The organism is Frankia sp. Mgl5 (genome assembly GCF_023242985.1).
Lineage (GTDB): Bacteria > Actinomycetota > Actinomycetes > Frankiales > Frankiaceae > Parafrankia > Parafrankia soli.
In genome coordinates this window covers 1-20,163 of sequence record NZ_JALKFY010000001.1, presented here as the reverse complement: position 1 = coordinate 20,163, position 20,163 = coordinate 1, and the positions used below count along the sequence as shown (strand labels likewise).

At 72.5% G+C, this 20,163-nt stretch carries 12 protein-coding genes and 1 pseudogene; 6 read left to right on the top strand and 7 right to left on the bottom strand.

What is annotated here, in order from left to right:
* Positions 1-69 precede the first annotated feature (69 nt).
* The 4 genes from MXD62_RS00065 to MXD62_RS00050 all read right to left on the bottom strand — a co-directional run bounded on the left by MXD62_RS00065 (position 70) and on the right by MXD62_RS00050 (position 7,153).
* Entirely contained in the window at positions 70-873 is an 804-nt protein-coding gene (locus tag MXD62_RS00065) for a DUF3050 domain-containing protein (RefSeq protein WP_248827440.1), read from the bottom strand.
* A 211-nt stretch (positions 874-1,084) separates the two neighbouring features.
* A complete protein-coding gene (locus MXD62_RS00060) occupies positions 1,085-1,303 on the bottom strand; it encodes a hypothetical protein (RefSeq protein WP_071066880.1) in 219 nt (72 codons plus the stop codon).
* Between the two features lie 172 nt (positions 1,304-1,475).
* The gene (locus tag MXD62_RS00055) at positions 1,476-1,982 is read right to left on the bottom strand and encodes a hypothetical protein (RefSeq protein ID WP_248827439.1); all 507 of its coding nucleotides are present in this window, start codon (positions 1,980-1,982) and stop codon (positions 1,476-1,478) included.
* Positions 1,979-7,153: an AAA domain-containing protein gene (locus MXD62_RS00050; protein ID WP_248827438.1), complete on the bottom strand. Its 5,175-nt coding sequence runs from the start codon at positions 7,151-7,153 to the stop codon at positions 1,979-1,981. The genes MXD62_RS00055 and MXD62_RS00050 overlap by 4 nt, the downstream gene beginning before the upstream one ends.
* A gap of 200 nt (positions 7,154-7,353) precedes the next feature.
* On the opposite strand from MXD62_RS00050, the gene MXD62_RS00045 reads away from it, so the two are divergent.
* Together MXD62_RS00045 and MXD62_RS00040 are read left to right on the top strand one after the other, a co-directional pair.
* Positions 7,354-7,980 carry a precorrin-8X methylmutase gene (locus MXD62_RS00045; protein WP_248827437.1) on the top strand — a complete coding sequence of 209 codons (627 nt, stop codon included), beginning with the start codon at positions 7,354-7,356 and terminating at the stop codon, positions 7,978-7,980.
* A 56-nt stretch (positions 7,981-8,036) separates the two neighbouring features.
* Positions 8,037-9,266: a cobalt-precorrin-5B (C(1))-methyltransferase gene (locus MXD62_RS00040; RefSeq protein WP_248827436.1), complete on the top strand. Its 1,230-nt coding sequence runs from the start codon at positions 8,037-8,039 to the stop codon at positions 9,264-9,266.
* A gap of 97 nt (positions 9,267-9,363) precedes the next feature.
* Here the strand turns inward: MXD62_RS00040 and MXD62_RS00035 are convergent, their stop codons facing one another.
* Positions 9,364-9,717 (bottom strand): DUF6011 domain-containing protein, encoded by a 354-nt coding sequence (locus MXD62_RS00035; RefSeq protein ID WP_248827435.1) that lies wholly within the window; start codon positions 9,715-9,717, stop codon positions 9,364-9,366.
* Positions 9,718-10,090: 373 nt separating this feature from the next.
* On the opposite strand from MXD62_RS00035, the gene MXD62_RS00030 reads away from it, so the two are divergent.
* A complete protein-coding gene (locus MXD62_RS00030) occupies positions 10,091-11,233 on the top strand; it encodes a phosphotransferase (RefSeq protein ID WP_248827434.1) in 1,143 nt (380 codons plus the stop codon).
* Positions 11,234-11,248: 15 nt separating this feature from the next.
* Here the strand turns inward: MXD62_RS00030 and MXD62_RS39570 are convergent, their stop codons facing one another.
* On the bottom strand, positions 11,249-14,380 hold the full coding sequence (locus tag MXD62_RS39570; RefSeq protein WP_248827433.1) for a CHAT domain-containing protein: 3,132 nt from the start codon (positions 14,378-14,380) through the stop codon (positions 11,249-11,251).
* Positions 14,381-14,548: 168 nt separating this feature from the next.
* Between MXD62_RS39570 and MXD62_RS00020 the strand changes: the two genes are divergently transcribed.
* Positions 14,549-14,920: a hypothetical protein gene (locus MXD62_RS00020; RefSeq protein ID WP_248827432.1), complete on the top strand. Its 372-nt coding sequence runs from the start codon at positions 14,549-14,551 to the stop codon at positions 14,918-14,920.
* A gap of 1,069 nt (positions 14,921-15,989) precedes the next feature.
* The gene (locus tag MXD62_RS00015; protein ID WP_248827431.1) at positions 15,990-17,327 is read left to right on the top strand and encodes an ATP-dependent 6-phosphofructokinase; all 1,338 of its coding nucleotides are present in this window, start codon (positions 15,990-15,992) and stop codon (positions 17,325-17,327) included.
* Positions 17,328-17,361: 34 nt separating this feature from the next.
* Here the strand turns inward: MXD62_RS00015 and MXD62_RS00010 are convergent, their stop codons facing one another.
* Complete coding sequence (locus MXD62_RS00010) at positions 17,362-19,275, bottom strand: alkaline phosphatase D family protein (protein ID WP_248827430.1); 1,914 nt, start codon at positions 19,273-19,275, stop codon at positions 17,362-17,364.
* Between the two features lie 236 nt (positions 19,276-19,511).
* Between MXD62_RS00010 and MXD62_RS00005 the strand changes: the two are divergent.
* A pseudogene (locus MXD62_RS00005) lies at positions 19,512-20,163 on the top strand (proline dehydrogenase); the annotation flags it as partial.

The following is a 20,163-nucleotide window of genomic DNA, read 5'->3' as shown; positions in this document are numbered from 1 at the left end:
CTAAATGGGTGCGGTTTGCGGTCATGCGGCCATGCGGTGGGTGGTGACGTGGCGGCGTTGGTGCGGTGGTCAGGAGACCCGCTGGACGGGACGCCGGTTCGGGAGTGACGCGGCGATGCCGTCCCACAGCGCCGCGCGGGCCCGCAGGCAGTCCCGCACCACGGCCGCGCACTCCCGCCACCGTTCCCGGTCGTCGCCGGCGAGGGCCACGAGCATCTCCATCGCCATGGGGGTGTGCTGCTCCCCGTCGACGGCCACATGCCGGGACAGGTAGTCCCGGAAGGCCGAGAAGTCGACGTCGCCGTCGAGGACCTGGGTGAACATCTCCGGTATCAGGTCCTCGCGCCCGAAGGCGAACGCGGCGGCCAGAGAGTGCAGCGGCGCGGAGCCCAGCAGGTCCCAGGTGAGGCGTACGAACCGCGCGGCCGGCGCCGGCACCCGCGCGCGGGAGACCGCCTCCGGCACGGGGGTACCGGCGGCCAGCTCGGCGAGGAATCGCTCGATGGGCCCGGTGTCCGCCCCGGCCTCCGCCATCGCCTGGAGATACAGCTCGAAATGGCTGATGTAGGAGTCGCCGTACTCGTCGCTCTCCTCGACGAGGACGATCTCGTTGATCAGGCGGCGGCAGTTCCGGTGCGGGGTCGGCACCCACGGCACGTCGACACATGTGAGCCTGCGTTGCAGGGTCTTCAGCAGGGACATGAAATCCCAGACCGCGAACACGTGGCTGGTCATGAAGGTCGTGACGTCGTCCGGCGTCACCAGGCGGCCGTACACGGCATGCGTGAGAACGTCGTCCCGGGCCGGGGTTATCTCCTCCTTGAGCCACCGGACCGACGGATGGGCGCCACCCCAGGAATAGCGACTCGGCACGGGTCATCCACCTTTCGACGGCCTGAGGAACCGGCCGTCCGCGGCCGTCCGTCGACCGGACGGCCCGTGGGGGGCCGGTGGGAGCAGGTTTCCCGTCTCCGGTAGCGCACCGGTAGCGTGCCGGCAGCTTCCTGCCGCTACTTGGCATGGCCGGGGCGGCCGGCGCGGGCGCATGGGCACCGCGCTGACCGCCCCGGTCCGGGCGGCACCGTCAGGGCCGCTGCTTCGGGTCCTCCCCGGAAGGCGGGTAGCCCTCGCGGTAGCGGCGCCCGTCCGGTGCGTAGCGGACGGGCGCGGCCAGCGCCGCCTCGCCGTAGCGCCGCCGGTCGGCCAGGTGATCCCGGACGACGAAGACCAGCGGCACGGCGAACATGACGGCGAGCAGGGCGACCGCGATCAGCAGGCGGCCCCATTCGAACTCGGGATTCATACGGCTCCTGGAACGTCCAGAGGAGCCGCTCCACGGTCCGGTGACACGGACGCGTAGCAGGACGCGTTCAGCGGCTTACGTGGCTGTTCAGCGTGCTGCGTGGCTGTTCAGCGTGCTGCGACGCGGGTGTCAGCGGGCGTGGAGTCCGCTCCCCTCGGGGCAGTCGGTCGCGTCACGCGTAGGCGGGCGCCCGCGGTGGCGCGCGCGGGCCGGGGCCGCCGCGACGTTCGAACGGGGTGCGCCCGGCGGAACCCCGGCCCGGCACCAGCCAGGCGGCACCCACCGCGAGAACACCCAGCGCGGCGCCCAGCGCGAGGAGCTGGTGGTCCGAGCGCTGCTGCTGGCCGACCATCGGCGGCCGGCCGTCGAACCAGGCGCGTCCGAGATCCGTGGGGATCGGCGCGGCCGCGGTCGAGGCGCTCGACAGGGTGCCCGGGGAGGCTGACGTGCCTGGGGGCGCCGGCCCGTCGGCTGTCACGGCCGCCGGTGCGATCGCGGCGATGTCCGCCGACCAGCCCGCCCCTGCCGCGGCCTGGCTCAGAGCGGTCGGCGTGGCGCCGACCAGCCCGAGCACCGCCAGCAACGCCGCCCAGAGCAGCGAGGCGCGGACGGAACGGCGGGCCGGCATCAGCCGAGGGTGGCCGCCGGCACTCACGGCCGGCCCGGGCGTGGTGGTCATCCGCCCGCGGGCTCGGCGCGCAGCAGCCTGGTCACCGAGCCGTACCGCCGGGCGACGCCCGACTCCTCGGGGAAGTACTGCACGAGCCCGGCCCGGGTGCTCCCACCGGGCCCGGTGCCGGCGCGGCCGGACAGGTCGACCGGCTGGTCGCGGCGCCGGTCCGCGGCCCGCAGCACCGCACGTGCCTCGCGTTCGGTGAGCCAGGTGATCCGGCGCCCGCCCGCGTTCGGACCCGCCCGCGGCCGCAGCAGCACGGCGGCTCCGGGCTGGGGCTCGACCTCGCCACCGCCCCCACCGGACCCCGACGCCGCGAGCTCCGGATGGGCGAGCAGGAGATCACACGGGTCGATCGCGACGATGCGGACCCGGCCCCCGGTCGCCCCGACCGGTACGTCCCGGGCGAGGGCCAGGGCGGTGAGCACGGCCTGCGCCTCCTCCGGCCGGACCCACCCGGCATGGCGGTATCCGTCCGGGACGGCGTCCCCCGCCCCGGCAGGCGGCCCCGTTCTGCTCGGTCCCGGGTGCGCTGGTCCGGTGGCGGTGCTCTCCCCGGGCGGCTCGGGCCGCTGGTACGGCACCCCGGGCGGGACGCCCGGGGTGCCGAGATCCGCGATGCCTGAGCCCCCCGGGCCCGTTGAATCAGGCGGGGTGCCGGGGCCGGCCGGCCGGAGCGGGGCGGTGGGAGCGTCCGGGGATCCGGCGTTCGGCTGGGTGTCCGGCGCGATCCGCGCCGTCGGGACCGTCGGGGCGGGCGGCGTCCAGCGCATCTCCTCGGCTGGGTCTGGCTGCGTGGGGCTCGCCGGTGCCGGGCGGATGCCCATCTGGTCGAGACGCTGCCACAGCCCGTCGAGGGTGCGGGCGGGGTGCCGGTAGAACTCCGAGCCCCTGATCCGCCAGAAGGTCCAGCCGAGCCGCTCGAGAATGCGCTGGCGGCGCAGGTCGGCCTCCCACTGCTCCGGGCCGTGGTAGCGGTCCCCGTCGCACTCGACGGCGATCCGGGCGCTTTCGCCCTCGATCACCAGGTCGATGCGGAAGCGCCCCACCGGATGCTGCGGGCGCACCCGGAACCCCCGGGCGAGGATCTCGCGCAGCACCGCCCGCTCGAACTCGCTCTCGCACAGGTCCTGCAGCCGCGCCACCTCGTCGGGGGCCCGGGCGGCGTACATGTACTCGATGAGCTGGCGGCGCACGTCGTCGTCGCGCAGCGTCTCCGCGGCCACGGTGTGGAAGACCCAGAGCTGGTCACGGGCCCGGCTCGCGGCCACGTTGACCCGCTGCATGTCGCGCCGCCGGGTGGCCGCCGAGCGGTTGTCGTCGGCGACCACGGACACGAAGATGACGTCCCGCTCGTCCCCCTGGAACTGGTACGGGTCGCCCACCCGGATCCGGCGGCGGACGTACTCCTCCTCCCCGAGCTTCTCGACCAGGCTGTGCTCGATCAGCCGGGGCTGGCCCGCGCCGAGCAGGGTGACGACGCCGAACGTCATCCCGTCGTAGGCCGGGTCGGCACAGCAGTCGACGATCTGGTCGACGACGGCGGCCGCCTCCACCGCGTTGGCATCGCCGAACCTGCCCGGTGCCCGCCCGCCGCCGGCCACCCGGACCGGCCGCAGTGCCGGGCCGACCGTGACCTCGGGCGTCTCCCGCAGCGGCAGGATCTGGTGGTCGTAGAACCGGTTGGAGAAGCCGATGATCTCCGGCAGGCAGCGGAAGTGCTCCTTGAGCACCACGGTGCGCGGGAACACCCGCGTCGCGGTGTCGTAGAGGCTCGCCTCGACGTCGAGCAGCGAGCGGTGCGCGACGTCGGGCAGGTGGTCCTCGATCAGGGCGAAGACCCGGTCGCGGGGGATGCCGACGGCCGACGGGCTGGTCTGCTGGTCGTCGCCGACGACGACCGCCTTGCGGCCCAGGCTGAGCACGCCGAGCGAGAGCACGTCGCACTGGCTGGACTCGTCGACGATCACGACGTCGAACGGGTCGTTCACCCGGGGGTCGAAGCTCTCCATCACCCGGTGGATCGGCATGATCCAGATTGGGACGGCGCCCATCGCCTCGGTCATGTGGCCGCGCGCCTCGGCCCGCCAACGGCCCGCGAACCGGCCCGTCCCCTTGCCGATGCGGCTCAGCGCCTGCACCCACCCGGTGAGGGCCTGCCGCTGCTCCGGCCCGAGATTGTTCGCCAGCGCGAGACGGGCGGAGCGGCGGGCAACCTCGAGGACGAGTCGGTGGACGCTCTCGGTGGCATCGTCGAGACGCCGCTGCAATGCCGGGACGTCGGCGCCGGAATGGAGGTCGTCGAGCCAGGTCTCGGCCTGCCGCCACCGCCACAGCCCGGCGAGCTGTTCCGGATCACCGCAGGTGGTGGGATCGCCTAGGCCGGCGAGGATGAGCCCGGCCCAGCGGGGGGCCACGGTGGCGAGCCGCTCCGCCAGCTCGGCCCGCCGGTGGGCCGCCGGGCGCAGCGCACGCAGCCGCGCCGACTCCTCCAGCGCCCGCGCCCAGGCGTCGAGATCCCGGCTCCGTAGCGCGTCGGTCAGCTCCGACCACAGCACACTCGCCTCGGGCGTGTGCCGGCCGATCCGCAGCAGCTCGGCCAGGTCGGCGAGCTCGGTCTCGGTCGCGCGCTGGGCTATCCGTGCCCCGGCGAGCTCGAGCAGTTCGGCGTGACGGAGCAGGTCCGAGGACGTCGGGCGGACGGGCAGCGCCGGGAAGAGCGCTCGCAGCCGGCCGGCCAGTGCCGGGCCGGGGCCGGAGTCCCAGGTGAGCGCGGCCGCCATCGCGGAGCTCACCGCGTCGAGCGCGGGCAGCGCGGCGAACACCCCCGCCTCGCCGCCGCCCCCGGGCCCCTCGGCCAGGGGAGGTATGCCGAGCTGGACGGCCATGTCCGCATGGCGGGTGAGCGCCGCGGCGGACCGCACCCGCCCCTCGATCACCGCGGCCGCGATGTCAAGGTCGGCGACCGTCTTCGCCGGATAGCCGTCCACGATCAGCCGCTCGGCGAACTCCCGCAGCTCCCGCCCACCGAACCGGGGCAGGCCGCGCCCGCCGGCGAGGCGCTCGCGCAGCTCGCCCAGCAGCCGGAGCTGGTCACGGGGGTCACCACCCGGCACCTGCGCGGTGTGCCCGAACACCCGGACGCGCAGGGCGTGCAGCGCGGTGACGGCCGCCGCGAGCTCGGCCGCCTGGCCGCGCCAGAAGTCGGCCAGGCGTGGCGAGGAGGCGCACTGGTCGCGCAGGGCCACCAGCCACGGCTCCTCGACCGCGCGCAGCGCCGCGACGCCGGCCAGGGTCTCGGCGCGCAGCTGGGCGAGCCCAGCCTCGCCCAGCTGATCGACCGCGATGGCGGTGAGCCCGGCGCGCTCCGCCTCGGCCACGCCGGAGCCCAGCTCGTCCAACCGCTGGAACAGCGCGGACAGCGGCGTGGCGCCCGGCAGCGCCGTCGGGTCCGGCAGCGGCCGGCCCGCGGCCGCTGCCTCCTCGGGGGAGATCTGCCGGGCCAGCGCGACCAGGTCGACCAGCTCGCCCGGCCGCAGGGGCGGTGGCGCCACCGGGTCGAGCCGGTCGGGGATGAGCCCGAGTTCGTGCTCGTTGCGCGCGAGCCACTCGGAGACGTCCGCCGCCCGGGCCCGGCCGTGTGGCAGCTCGAACTCGTGCTCCTCGCCGCGCAGCAGCTCCACCAGCTCGAGCTCCAGCGCGCGGGTGCGGGAACGCACCGCGTCCAGCTCGGCGGCGAGCCCGGCGACCTGACGGGTCTCGGAGCGCAGGTCGACATCGGCGACGGCGGCCTGGATCTCCACCACCGAGGCGCGCAGCTCCTCGATGTCGGCCTGGCTGGAACCGAGGACGGCGACCGAGAGGTGCCGCAGCTCGGCGGGGATCTTCTCCCGCAGGACCACCAGCGCCTGTTCGTCCTGCGCGGTCACGAGCACGCGACGCCCGTGCGCCACCAGGTGACACACCAGGTTGGCGATCGTGTGGCTCTTGCCCGTGCCCGGCGGGCCCTGCACGGTGACGCCACGGGACGTCGCCAGCTGGGTCGCCACCCGCTCCTGGTCATCGTTGGTCGGCAGCGGCATGAGCAGCCGCGCCCCTGTCGCCGCCCAGCCGTCGTCGGCTCCGCCGCCGATCGGATCCGGGTTCCCGCCACCGGCGAACTCGCCGCGGGCCTCCTCGAGTGCCTCGGTGACCAGCGCGTCCGGCGCGACGACGGCGGCGACCGCCTCGGGCAGGAAGTCGAGCTCGGCCATCGCCTCGCGCAGCTCGCTGTAGAAACGTGCGCCGGTGGCGGGCCGCGGCCGCAGGAACAGCGCCCACGTGTCGACGACACGGGCGTCCGGCCCGGGGGGCGGCAGGTCCGGCCCGGGCAGGACGGCGGCGTCCAGACCGAGCGGCGCGACCAGCTGATCGTGGATCTCGGCGAGCTCGGCCGGATCCCACACGTCCGGCGGGTCCGCGCGCAGCCGGTCGCGCAGGCCGGGCAGCGACCGGAGTTCCGGTGCCTCCAGCCCCCGCACCGGATCGGTCTCCAGCACGGTCGAACCGTCCGGCGACACCCGGATGAGGCCGGTGTCCTGGTCGACCTCCACCTGCACGGGGGTCACCAGCAGGGGGTGTTCGACGATTACCTGCTCGCCACCGGCCGCGGCCGGCTGCCAGCTCAGCACCGAGTGGCCCCAGACGAGCTGCAGCCCGGCGGTGTCAGCGGCATGCCGCAACCGCAGGTCGAACAGCCGCTCGTAGAGCTGCCGGGCGGCGTGGGCCGCCCGGGCCGGCGCCGCCCAGGGCTGCCAGGAGTCGTGAACCCACCGGGCATGGGCGCGGGTGACGGCGGCGGGATCCTCACCGCGCCCGGCCGCCCGCTCGGGCAGATCGACCGGCAGCGCCGGTGGCGCGTCCGGCAGCACCTCCACCCCGCCGATGTAGGGATACAGCTCCCGGGGGACCCGTGGCGGCTCCGGGGCGGCGACCTTGCCGACCTCCAGCCAGCTCGCCCGCGTCTCGCCGGGGCCGAGCCGCACGGCCGCGTGCACCGGCACGTCACGCGGCAGCACCGGCACCGGCGCGTACTCGGCCAGGCGGCGGCGCGGCGCACCGCGCAGGTCGGTGGCGAGCGCGGCCAGGTAGTCGAGCAGGCGGAGCGAACGGCTCTTGACCAGGTCGAGGGCGGACATCGGACTCCTCCGGCGGGTGGGTCAGGTGGCGCGGAGCGCCCCGTCCGCCCGCACGGGCCGGGCTGGCGGGACACCGCGACGATACGGCGCCGCACCGACATAACCGTTGCGGAGGCCGCCGCCGGGTCGGGTGCGCACGGCGACCTGCCCACATATGCTCCGCGGGTGCTCGCCCGCCTGATCGGCCTGATCGCCGCCCGATGACCGGCTACCTGCGCGACGCCGACGAGATCTACCGCCTGTCGTTCGCGACGATCCGGGCCGAGGCGGACCTGACCGGCCTGCCCGCCGACCTCGCCCACGTCGTCGTACGCATGATCCACTCCTGCGGGATGGTCGATCTCGTGCGTGACGTCGCGTTCTCTCCCGGGGTGGCCGCCGCGGCGCGGGCCGCGCTCGTCGGCGGCGCGCCGGTGCTCTGCGACACGGCGATGGTCGCCGCCGGGGTGATCCGCCGCCGGCTGCCCGCGGACAACCCCGTCATCTGCACGCTCTCGGACCCGCGGGTCCCGGAGCTCGCGCGGCACTCGGGGACCACCCGCACCGCCGCCGCGGTGGAGCTGTGGCGCGACCGTCTCGACGGGGCGGTGGTCGTCGTCGGCAACGCCCCGACCGCGCTGTTCCGCCTGCTCGAACTGGTCGAGGACGGAGCCGGCCGGCCGGCCGCCGTCGTCGGGGTGCCGGTCGGTTTCGTCGGGGCGGCGGAGTCCAAGCAGGCCCTGGCCGCCCATCCGAGCGGGCTCGAGCACCTCGTGGTGCACGGCCGGCGCGGCGGCAGCGCGATGGCCGCGGCGGCCGTGAACGCCCTCGCCCGCGACGCGGACTGACCGGACCGGTGGAGATGGAACCGGCTCCCGATCCGGCGTCCGGGCCGGTACCGGGGGTGGGACGTGAGTCCGCGCCGGCATCCGAGCCGGGATCGGAATCGGGAAGTGCGTCCGCGCCGGGGACCGCCGGCGGACGCTCGGGCCGGCGGTCCGGCTCCGATCGCGGCACGCTGAGGTACGGCTGGACCACCGGCGCCTGCGCGACGGCGGCGGCGACGGCCGCCTATACCGCCCTGCTGACCGGCGAGTTCCCCGATCCGGTGACCATCACCCTGCCCGGCGGGGCCCGGCCCGCGTTCGCGCTGGCCCGCGAGTGGCTCGGGCCCGACTCGGCCACCGCGGCCGTGATCAAGGATGCTGGGGACGACCCCGACGTCACGCACGGCGCCGTCGTGACGGCGTCCATCCGCCGCGGATCGCCGGGAACCGGCGTGGTGTTCCGCGCCGGCGTGGGAGTGGGCACGGTGACCAGGCCGGGCCTACCGCTGGCGGTGGGGGAGCCGGCGATCAACCCGGTTCCGCGCCGGATGATGTGCGCCGCCGTCGCCGAAGTCGCCGCGGCACACGGCGACGACCCCGCGCACACCGCCGGAACCACGGCCAGGGCCAGTACCGCCGCCGTCGACGTCGAGATCGAGATCGGTGTGGACGGCGGAGCGGAGCTGGCGACCCGAACCTGGAACCCGCGGCTGGGAATCCTCGGGGGGCTGTCGATCCTCGGCACCACCGGAATAGTCGTCCCCTATTCCTGCTCCGCGTGGATAGACAGCATTCGCCGCGGCATCGACGTCGCCCGTGCGGCCGGGCACCGGCATGTGGCCGCGTGCACCGGCAGCACCTCGGAGCAGGTCGCCCGCGACCGGTACGGGCTTCCCGACGAAGCCCTGCTCGACATGGGTGACTTCGCCGGCGCCGTGCTCAAGTACCTGCGGCGTCATCCGATCCCGCGGCTGACGGTCGTCGGTGGGGTCGGCAAGCTGGCGAAACTCGCCGCCGGACACCTCGACCTGCACTCCGGTCGCTCGCAGGTCGACCTCGCCGGCCTCGCCGCGCTCGCCCGCTCCGCCGGAGCGGGCGCGGATCTTCAGGCCGCGATCCTCGGAGCCAACACCGCTCTCGGCGCGCTGCGGATCTGCGCCGACGCGGGGATAGCTCTCGGTGATCTCATCGCCGCCGGCGCGCGCAGGACCGCCTGCGAGGTCCTGCGCGAGGCGCCGGTGACGGTCGACGTCCTCGTCATCGACCGGGCCGGAGTGGTGGTGGGGTATTCGGACGGGACCTGCTGACCGGGGGCCGAAACCAGACTGACCGGCACCGAAACCAGATTGCCGCCCGCGGCGAATTCCGCCGGAATTCGCCGCGGGCGGATGGCTGGACCGTCGGCTATGCGGCGACGAGGTGAACGGCGGCCGCGTGATGGCACGGCTTTCCGTGCAGCCCCGCGACGCAGGTGCAGTGCCCGGTGACGGCGGTTCGATAGGTGGCGCCGCGATGGCCGACGGTGAGCCAGACCCGGCGACCGCGCAGTGGGGTGAGGCCGCCGAGCTCGAGCAGCTCGAGAGCATCCTCGAGCTGCCGGTCGGAGTAGCCGGTGAGGGTCGGCGCGGTGTGGCGGATGTGGCGCGTGCACCCGGGCCCGAGCCCCACGGCGACGCTGAGCGGGCTGGTGAGCGCGCGGCCGCAACGCAGGCACAGGGCGGGCGTGGCCACGGGGGTGGGGGTGATGGGAACGGTCATGTCGGCTCCCCTCGGAGTGCGTATCCCAATGATATCGTCCGACGCCGCGCTCGGCGGGATTTATTGGAATTGTGCTGTGATTTTCTGGGCCCGCAACTGCGCCTCCGTCGAGCTCGTTCACGGAAGCCTTCAATGCCTGTCCGAGTGATCTCGGATCACGGTCGTATGGGACGGCCCTTGGACCTGTGATTCGTGCGCCGGGCGATGCCAGGCACGAAGTCCTGGACTGCTTGGTCACTCCGAATCATTCATCTACCGGCCGGGACGTACGATCTGTCCGGCCGGAACTCTGCCGTACGCCACCCGGATCACTCGTCTAGCGTTCACGGGGGAAAGGCAGTCCGCGCGCGGTCGGGGAAGGGGGTCGTACAGGGTGGGGACCGGCGAACCCGGCGGCGGGAGCAGCACGGTCACCGGTGGGCTACTCGAGCTCACCATGGTGCTGGCCGACGTCCTGGCTGCCTACGACCTGGGGCCTGCACCGGTGCCGGTCCTGATCAATATTTCGGAGAACGTGACGTACCGGATCGATGACGTCGTGGGAGGCCGTCGCTGGGCGCTGCGGCTGCACCGGCCGGAATATCACGATGGTGCCGAGATCGCCGCCGAGCTGGCATGGGCGTCAGCGCTTCGGTCGGAAGGAGTCATCGCCACGCCCGCGGCGGTGATGAACCGGTCCGGATCGGCGGTGACCACCGTCCGGTCCGGGGGCGCGGTTCGGCACGCGGTGCTGTTCGAGTGGGTTGAGGGCGTCTCGCCCGATCCCGGTGACACCGCCGGGCTCGTCTCGTCGTTCGGTGACCTCGGTGACATCGCCGGTCGGATGCACGAGCATGCGCGTCGCTGGCCGCTTCCCACCGGGTTCAGCCGTTTCACCTGGTCCTGGCGGACGACACTCGGTTCTGGCGGTCGATGGGGGGATTGGCGGGCCGGGGCGTTGGCGGCGTTGCCTGACGCGGCGGCGTCCGTGATCACTCTGCTGGAGCGGGCTGCGGCGGCGATAAAGCGCGATCTTGTCGAGTATGGGCGTGGGCCCGACCGCTTCGGTCTGATCCACGCCGACATGCGGCTGGCCAACCTACTCGTGGTTCGGCCGTCCATGGATCCTGACTGTGGCCCCGGCCCCGGCCCCGGCCCCGGCCCCGGGCACCCGGATGCCCGGCGGCCGACTGAGACGGTCCACGTGATCGACTTTGACGACTGCGGTTTCGGTTGGCATCTCTACGATCTCGCCGCGGCTCTGTCATTCATCGAGGACAGTCCCGCTCTGCCGGCCCTGGTCGAGTCCTGGATCGAGGGATACCGTTCCCACCGCCCGCTCGGGCGGCGGGATCTGGCGATGGTGCCAACCTTCGTCGTGCTGCGTCGGTTGCTGCTTGTCGCCTGGCTCGGCACGCATCCGCACTCTGACGCCGTCCCGGACGTCGCCGCGTATGTTCGGGGCGCGGGCGACCTGGCCCGGCGCTACCTGTCTGGTGCCCTGTTGCCGGATCTCTCGCGCCTTCGTGATCGCTGAACCAGCGCGCCGAGGTCAGCGTCCTTGCGCCGAGAGGACTGCCCAGGAATAGGGATCGTCGAGTTCGAGATCCTCGTGTTCGCCCCCTGGATGTGCCTGCCGGGTGGGCTGGGCCAACAGCAGCGGCATCCCGTCGGGAACCGAGCGGTTTTCGTCCAGCATCCACAGCTGGGCAAGGCGCAGCGCGTCCGCTGGCAGTACTGCGCCCTCGCTGTCGGCTAGCTCGCCGAGGAAATGGTGAAACATGTAGATCATGATGGACGTGCGCAGGTCCAGAGCATTCCAGCGTGCCGCGACCACCCCGGCCCAGCCGGCTGCCAGCAGCGCTGTGGACAGGGCGAGGGCCTCATCATGGTCGACGTCGCTGAGGTCGCTGCCGCATGCGGGCATTACGACCAGCCCCGCCGCGTCCGCGCCGGCGCTACCGGCCCCGCGCGGGCGATGGGCATCGCGTTCGCCCTGCTCGAGGATTCGCTCTACGGTGAGCCGCTCGCCCGCGGCCAGTGACAGGTAGGACTGCAGCGGGTCCGGGCAGACCCGGGCGTGTGTGCCCAGTTGCAGCAGGGACGAGGGCTGCGTGCCGCCGGGCATGTGGGCGAGGACCTCGTCGGGCGTTCCCCGTCCGGGTCGCCCGGACATCGCGGGCCCGTACAGGAGGGTGTCTGGGTATGTCGAGCGCGCCAGGCCACGGGCGAGGGCGCGGGCGAACGCGAGTTCGGGATGGGGCGCGACGATGACCGGACGGGACCCCGGCAGCGGCAGGATCCGGCCAGCCGTCTCCACGAACTGCCGGGCGGTCGCAGCGTAGGAGATCACCGCATCCTGGACGGCGAACCGCCGCTCGCCTGCGACCGATCCCCGGGCTCCGTGCCAGGGAACCATGCCCAACCGCCCACACGGCACCAGCACGAGACGCACCGGATCTCCCGAAACGCCGGGAACCCCAGGCGCGAAACAGCCGAGTACCTCTCCCATGGCGGCATCCCAGGCCCAGCCGCACAACCGGTCCAGCGCTTCGCGCCAGCGGCTGCGGGCCGCGGTGTCCTCACGAGCCCCGAGCGTCAGATAAGCGCGGTGCGCGGTGGCGTAGTCGTCGAGCGCGCAGCCAGGTTCGTCGACCAGATCTGGAAGATCCAGGACACTCCATCGACCCTCCGCACTCAGCAACAACGCGTGGCCCGGTTCGGTGCCGTTGCCGGGCAGTAGGTGAACCGTCGCCGCGACGCCACTGTTCTGCATGGCCTCGAGGACGTCGTCGAGGGCCGGCCCGTCCAGCAGCGTGGTGAGCACGGATCCGGCCGGCGCCTGACGCAAGGCGTCCAGGGCGCGCAACCGCAGGTCGCTCGGCATTTCAAGGACGAGGCGAGCGATGTCCTCCGTCGCGTTCGGGCTCGCCGTGGTGGTCATCCGTGGTGCTGGCCGCGGCGGGGTGGCACGCCACCGATCGGCGATTTCGCCGTGGCCCGCGTCATCGAGCAGGTCCGCTGTGGTCGCAGCCGCGGTCGCCGCATAGAGCACCAGGCCACGGCCAAGCTCGAGCGCCGTCCAGGCGGTCGCCGCCGCGGCGTCGTCGCGGCCGAAGCGGTCGCGCAGCACCCAGCGGCTGAAGTCGCCCGCCAGCGCGGTCGTGTGCTTGGCCCTGGCAAGACGGTCCGCGACGCCGTTCTGAAGGAGTACATCGGCGACACCGGCCCGCAGCGCCTCAAGGCCTGCCTGTTCGCCGCGGGGCCGGTCCCCGTGCGCTCCACGCAGTCGCAGCAACTTGTGCAGTGCCCACTGGGTATCGGCCGCACCGGAAACTCCTGGATCACCCGTGCCCGACGAGACCGCGATGAGTAGCCTCTCCACAGCTTGGTTGAGATCGTTCGGATCCTTGCCGATCGCGTGGCGCAGTCGGTGGAGCTGCGCCAGTTCCTGGTGCGGCCGCCCCTGTTCCGTGGAGCGCGGGTCATCGGAGCTGATCAGCTCTCGCATCCGCTCGATGGCAGCGTCCAGCGAGGCAACGTCACGGTCCAGCGCGCCGCGGATGATCGCCACGAGCATGGTGGCGGTGTGTACGTCCCGGCGTAGCCATGACGGCGATCCCTCGGGAACGCCCTCCGCTGCCTGCTCAAGCAGCGTCAGTGCGTTGCGGATTCCGGTGTCGTCGCCCCGGGCGAGACCCACCCACAGGATGCCGACCGCACGGAGGTAACAGACTCTGGGGAGCAGGAAGTACTCGGCCGGTAACAGTTCGACGGCCCGTTCCAGAGCTGTCGTAGCCTCCTCGATATTTCTGGTAGCCGATTCCCCGCCGGATCCGGGTACGCCCGCCTGTTTGAGGGCGGCGGTGAGCCCCGCGAAGGCCCGCAGCGCGGTGACGTGTGCGATGTCCAGGTCTGCCACCTGCAGACCATTGTCGCGCTGCCAGCAGAGAGTCGCCAGCGCCTGCTCCATGAAATCCGTGCCGACGCCGAGATCATTGAGACCGCCGCTCCGGCCGCCGCGCCCGACCAGGGCCGCGCCGATCAGCCCTGCGACCATCGGGCTCAGGTCATCCGCCACCGGAAGATCGTGGTAGGCCCGTTCCAGCAGAGCCATCGCCTCGCTTCTCGCCACGTCACCCTGCTCGGAAGCGGTGGACAGCAGGTCCACCGCGGCTTCGATGAACCGGTCTCCGGCCAGGCGCGCTGCCTGCTCGCTGCCTGGCTCCGGCTCTGGATCCTCCCGTTCCGTGAGCAGGTGCCGGGAGACCTGGGCAGCCGCACCGAACCCGCCCGGATCCATGCCGAAGACACCTGCGGAAAGCGTCGCCGCGGCAAGCAGGCGCTGCATGCGGTCCCTTTGAGGGTCGGTTCGGTCCGTCTCGGCGAGATTCAGTAGAAATAATTCGAGGGAACGGGAAAAATCTTCACCCGATCCGTTGATCATTGCCCGGCTGATTAGTGCCACTCCGAGATTTTCCCGGACCTCGCCGACCAGTGGATGGTTGACGGTCGATCGCGCCAGCAAGGCGTCCATATCCGCGATTGTGATGTCCAGGTCCTTGATGGAGGAGGGTCGGCGCATCTTGGTCTGGAACAGCTCGGCAAAGACCTCGAGTAGAGGTACCAGGGGTTCCGGGTCGTCAGGCTTGGGGGATCCGGTGAACGACCGCACGGCGGCCACGAAGTGCCCGGCGGCCTCCTCGTCCCAGTACGGCTCGGCAGCCGCGGCAGGTGTCGCGCCGGGTATCGCTCCGGAGGCGGGGGTGGCGGCAGCCCGTGGCGCCCACCTGCCGGTGCCCGCGGGACTGCTCATCATTCCGCGCAGCACTGTCACCGCGCCGGACATCGCGTGCATCGCTCCCCGAAGATCCTCACGTTTGACGTCGCCGGACTCAAGGGTGCGCAGATGCGTGGTCGCTCGCTGTACATCGCGTTCGGCCGTACTGGACCAGTCGACGGTCCCGATCCGCGTGTGACGCAGAAGGCTCGGCTCCAGCGTGCCGGAGACGGCGGCTTCGGCGGCTGGGCCGAAGTTGTCGAAGGGACCGCCTGGAGCGGCGCGGGACAGCAGAAGTTGGACCAGCTGGAACCTGGCTGCCATCGTCTCGTCGGAGTCGGCGCCTTCTGTGAGGGCGACCTGTTCGAACAGGGCGATGGCCTCGTCGCGGTCCTCCGGATCCGAGCTGTGCAGGGCGAAGCGTACGGCCAGGAGCGTGCCTAGATTGAGCATGACGGAAGGGTGGCTGGGCAGTGTACGCACCGCCTTGGCCAGCAGGTCGATCGCGTTGTCGAGCACGCCTTTCGGCTCAGCGCCGGGTCGGTGGTACCAGTACCAGTCGAGTACCGCGGTGCCGTGTCTGAGGGCCAGGCGAGCGCCGGGTCGATCGCCGGGATGGCGTTCGTCAGCTCGAATAGTCATGGCCGGGTCTCCGCCTCCAGCTGGTCTGGCATTCCCATGGTGGACCGTCCGGGCGATGAGTTCGGTCTCGCGGCTCGGATATTTTCGGCGTCCGCGCTTCGGTTCCTAGTCAAACTGTTATCACAGGTTTGAGAGAAATGCGAGATTCCAGTTTCTCTGTGGAGTTCTGGAGGATGATGTTCCGGCTGACGGTCGCGGTGCTCCAGCCGACGGTCACGGAACCGGAACACGGTAGACCAGTTGTTGGAGACCGCCTGGGACGTCGGATGGGAAACTTCTCTGCCGTATCCGATGCGTCCCATCGGACAGAAAGGGTCCGGTGCGCCGAGCCACCGCCGGGACCGCTTGACGATCTGAGATGCTGCCGGACTGTTCGCCGTGTGCCTCCGGCGGCACCCGCCTACGCCTCTGCCCGCGTGTCGATCAACCACGTCCAGGGTTTGCCGTGGATGTCCACTCGGCTCGGGGCTGTCGCCCGGCCCGACGGTCGTCGGGCCTCCTGCTCGTGGAGCGGGGGATGGTGGCATCGCGACGGCCACGGGGGGAAGAGTCCAGATAGGCAGGATGGTCGGTGGGTCGGCACGCCGAGGAGCGTCGTGGGACGTCGGGCCTCGTCCCGTGGAGGTGGGAGGCCTGTCCGGAGGTCGCCCCGGTTATGTCCGCGAGGTGTCGGTTGCGCACCATCCACCTTGCGCGGTGGTGATCGGTTGGTGTCTGCCGCGCGATGACCGGGTTGCCCGGCCGATGGCGCCGGTGGGTGAGTCGTCCGAACCGGTACGCTCGGTCCGAGAAACCGGAAGGGAGCTGGGGCGATCGTGGTCCGATCCAGTCGGGCGTCGGGGGACCGTAGCGGTGTCGGGATCGGGGGGCCGTGGACGAGCCGCTGACCGTCGACGGCGCCGAGTTGGACGTCCGCAGCCTCGGTCCGTGCCGGATCGACTCGCCGCTGCTCCCGTTGCTCGGCGCGCGGCCGACGACCCAGCACTACATCGACGAGGGCGACAAGGTCCTCCTCGACGACACCGTCTCGATGATCTCCGCGCGGAAGGTGCCGCTGGACGAGCTGCCGGGCTTCGAGCCCGCCGGGCCGCGCCGCAAGATCTACTTCGACCCGTCCAAGACCCGGGTGGGGATCGTGACCTGCGGGGGGCTCTGCCCCGGCCTGAACAACGTCATCCGCGGGCTGGTGCTCGAGCTGACCAACCACTACGGCGTGAACCGGATCTTCGGGTTCCGGCACGGCTACCAGGGTTTCATCGCCAAGTACGGGCACAGTGTCGTCGACCTCACCCCGGAGCGGGTGGCGAACATCGACGAGGACGGCGGCACGATCCTCGGCACCTCCCGCGGCCAGCAGGACCCCGCCGAGATCGTCGACTGCCTGTCCCGGATGAACATCAACATCCTGTTCGTGATCGGCGGTGACGGCACGCTGCGCGGCGCGCGGGCGATCTCCCGCATCGTCACCGAGCGCGGGGAGAAGATCGCGGTCGTCGGCATCCCGAAGACGATCGACAACGACATCCCCTACATCGACCAGAGCTTCGGGTTCCAGACCGCGTTCGCGAAGGCCGCCGAGTCGATCCGCGCCGCGTACGCCGAGGCGACCTCGGCTCCCGGCGGGGTCGGCATCGTCCGGCTGATGGGCCGGCACTCCGGCTTCATCGCCTGTTACGCGGTGCTGGCCAAGAGCGACGCGGACGTCGTGCTCATCCCGGAGCTGCCCTTCACCCTGGAGGGGGAGCGGGGTCTGCTCGCCTACATCCGTCAGCGGGTCGAGAAGCGGGGCCATGCCGTCGTCGTCGTGGCGGAGGGCGCCGGGCAGGATCTGGTCGCCGGCCTGCCCGAGTCGTCCGACGCCTCGGGGAACCGCAAGCTCTACGACATCGGCCCGGAGCTCTCCCGGCGGATCACCGAGGATTTCGCCGCCCGCGGCGCCGAGCTCAACCTGAAGTACATCGACCCGAGTTACCACATCCGCAGCGTGGCGGCGAACCCGTACGACAACGTCTACACGATCCGGCTGGCGCACGCGGCGGTCCACGCCGCGATGTCCGGGCGCACGGAGATGGTCGTCGGGCGCTGGCGCCGCCGGTTCATCCACATCCCGATCGCGCTCGCCGTCAGCCAGCGCAACCAGGTCGACCCGGCCGGTGATCTGTGGATGTCGGTCCTGGAGGCCACCGGCCAGCCCTACCGCTTCGGCTGACCGGCGTCGGCCGCGTCCCGCGGCGGCCGGACGGTCAGCTGAGCGTCGCGCGCATGACCTCGTCCAGGCCGCCCGGTTCGCCGTCCGGCTCGGTCTTCTCCAGGAGCATGGTCGCGTGCCGGCCGTCGAGCACGAGGGTGGCCAGCTGGCTGTCGAACCACGGCCCGTGGGTGACCTTCCACCGCACGGGCTGCCCCCGCATGCCGAGCAGGCGGGCGACCCGGCTGGAGACGGCGGCGAGCGGGCGGCGCCGGGAGAGCGCGTCGATCCGGCGGATACCGGGGCCGAGTGGGTTGCGGAACGGCGAGCACACCGCCTGCCACACCGCCGACTCGCCACCGGCGGCGCTGATGGCGCTGCTGGTGGCGGTGCCGGTCGTGCCGGCATGGCTTGCGGTGAGGTGCGTACCGGCGGCTGGGTCGGCCGGTGCCCGACTCGCCGCGACCGGATCGCGGGCGGGTTCCGCCCTGGCCAGATAGGCGTGGTGGACGTCCCCGGACAGCACGACGACGCTCGCGGGAGCCGGGCCGTGCTCACCGGTCGAGACCTGGCCGAGCAGCTGGGTCATCCGGATGAAGGAGTGGCTGAACGCGGCCCAGTGCTCGAGGTCGAGCGCCTGCCGCAGGCGTTCCGCCCCGGCGGCCGCGACCCGTCCGAAGCGGCCGGAGGCCAGGCGCTCACTCACCGCCTCGACGTTGTGGATCGTCGGGGTGAGCAGGTACGGCACGGACGTCCCGAGCAGGAGGTGATCGATTTCGCCGGTGTGCCGGGTCTGGTCCCGGATCCAGGACCAGTCGGCGTCGTGCACCATGGCGCGGGTCCCGTCGGGGGCGACGACGCGGGCGAAGCGGGAGTCGATGACGATCAACCGGGTGCGGCCGAGGTCCCACCGGTAGCTCCAGCGCGGCGGCGTCGGGGGACGCTCGCCGGCGAGGTCACCGGTGTCGTGGCCGGCGCCGGTGACCTCGCCGGCGACCGCGGTGCTGGTGTCGTGGTCCTGGTCGGACGCGAGTGCTCCGAGGTCCGGCATCCGGTCGACCCGCCGGGCGAAGGTGCGCAGCAGGTTCTCGCCGTCCTCGCCGCCGGAGGCAAGCGCCGTGACCGCGGTGAACACCGGGTCGTCGGCGAGCGTCCGCGGATCCAGGTTGCCCAGGTGCTGGTACAGCCAGTACGCCATGATCCCGCTGGTGATCCGGGTGTCCCACCAGGATTGCGACCGGATCTCGGCGCGCCAGGCGGCAGAGATGTTCCAGTCGTCGCGGACGTCGTGGTCGTCGGCGATCATCGCGGTCGGGACGGTCGAGAGCAGCCAACGGATCTCCCGCTGTGACCAGGCCTCCTGGTACAGCCAGGCGTACTCCGTGAAATCCGCGATCTCCTCGCCGGGTGGCACCGTGACGTCACGGTGGGCTCGGATGCGGACCGCGGTCGCCGGCGACACGTGGTCCGCGTAGACCTGGTCGCCGAGGAGCAGCAGCGCGTCGGGCCAGGTGTCCGGCGGGGTCTCGGTCATGCGCAGGGCGAGGGCGTGCAGCGCGTCGGTGCCCAGGCCACGCGGGTCCTCGCCGGGGGACAGCGTGTACGGCTTCTCCTGCGGCGCGGTCACCCGGCACGAGCCGAACACCAGCCGGACGGGACGGTCGCCACCCACCGGCCGCAGCAGGCTGGGCGGGCTGCCCTCCTCGGGCCAGACACACACCGCCTGGTCGGGCGATGGCACGCCCGCCGCAGTGAGCCAGACCTCGTACGGGTAGGCCGTGCCCGGCTCGAGGCCGTCGACCACGACCAGCGCGTAGTGGTGCCCGGCGACGGCGAAGGTCGGCGCCGCCGCGCGTGGCCCGAGCCCGGACCGGATCTCGACGGTGCAGGGCTCGTCGGTCTCCACCCACACGGACACGTGGCGGTCGCCGGCATACCGGTGCATGGGTCCGAGGAGGAGGCTGGTCATGAGTCCTACTCTCTCTGTGCCCCGTGGGAGGCGCCCGACGGGGGTGGCCCGCCGCGGTGGTGGGTGACCGGCCCCGGCGAACTGGATCACCGCTGGCGAAATCCTGGTCGCCGGCTGCGGTAATCCGGATGGCCGTTCGGTTGGACAGCGGCCGGCGGTTACGTGAGGCTTCTATCTGTGTCCATACAGTCACGATCGTGGGTGGTTGCCGGCGCTCGTTCGCATCGGAGCCGGCCGTGATCCGCCCCGGGACGCAGCGCCGGGTGGAGCGGCCGCCGGCCGCCGGGCGGGCCCGTGAGCTGGCCGGACGGGTTCCTGCGGCCAGGGCGCTCGTCGACCGCCTCGACCGTGCGGGAGCCGGTCCGGTGGACGCGCTCGCGCGGGCCGCGCAGGTCGCGGACGCCCGGGTGCTGGCGAGCATCGACCGGGTCGGGCCCATCGCGACAGACGCCGAGGCGGCAAGCGCCACGACCGCCTCCTACCTGACCCTGCTCGACCTCGCCGACCGCGCCGGGATCGCCGACGATCTCGACATCAGTCTGCGGCTCGCCGCGGTCGGCCAGGCCGTGCCCCGCGACGGCGCCAAGATCGCCCACGGGAACGCCGCCGAGATCTGCGCCCGCGCCCGCGAGGTCGGCGCCACCGTCACCCTGGACATCTTTCCACTGGACGCCGCCGAACCGGCCGCCGTCGACGCGATGCTGGTGACCCTGTCGGAGCTGCGCCGGGACGTCCCGGCGACCGGTGCCGTGCTGCGGACAGGTCTGGCCCGCACCGTGGCGGACTGCCGGGACCTCGCCCGTCCGGGCTGTCGGGTCCGGCTGTGTCCGGGGCCCGCGCGGGCCCGGCCGTGCGGGGGCGGCGGGGGGGCGGGGGGCCCCCCCCGCC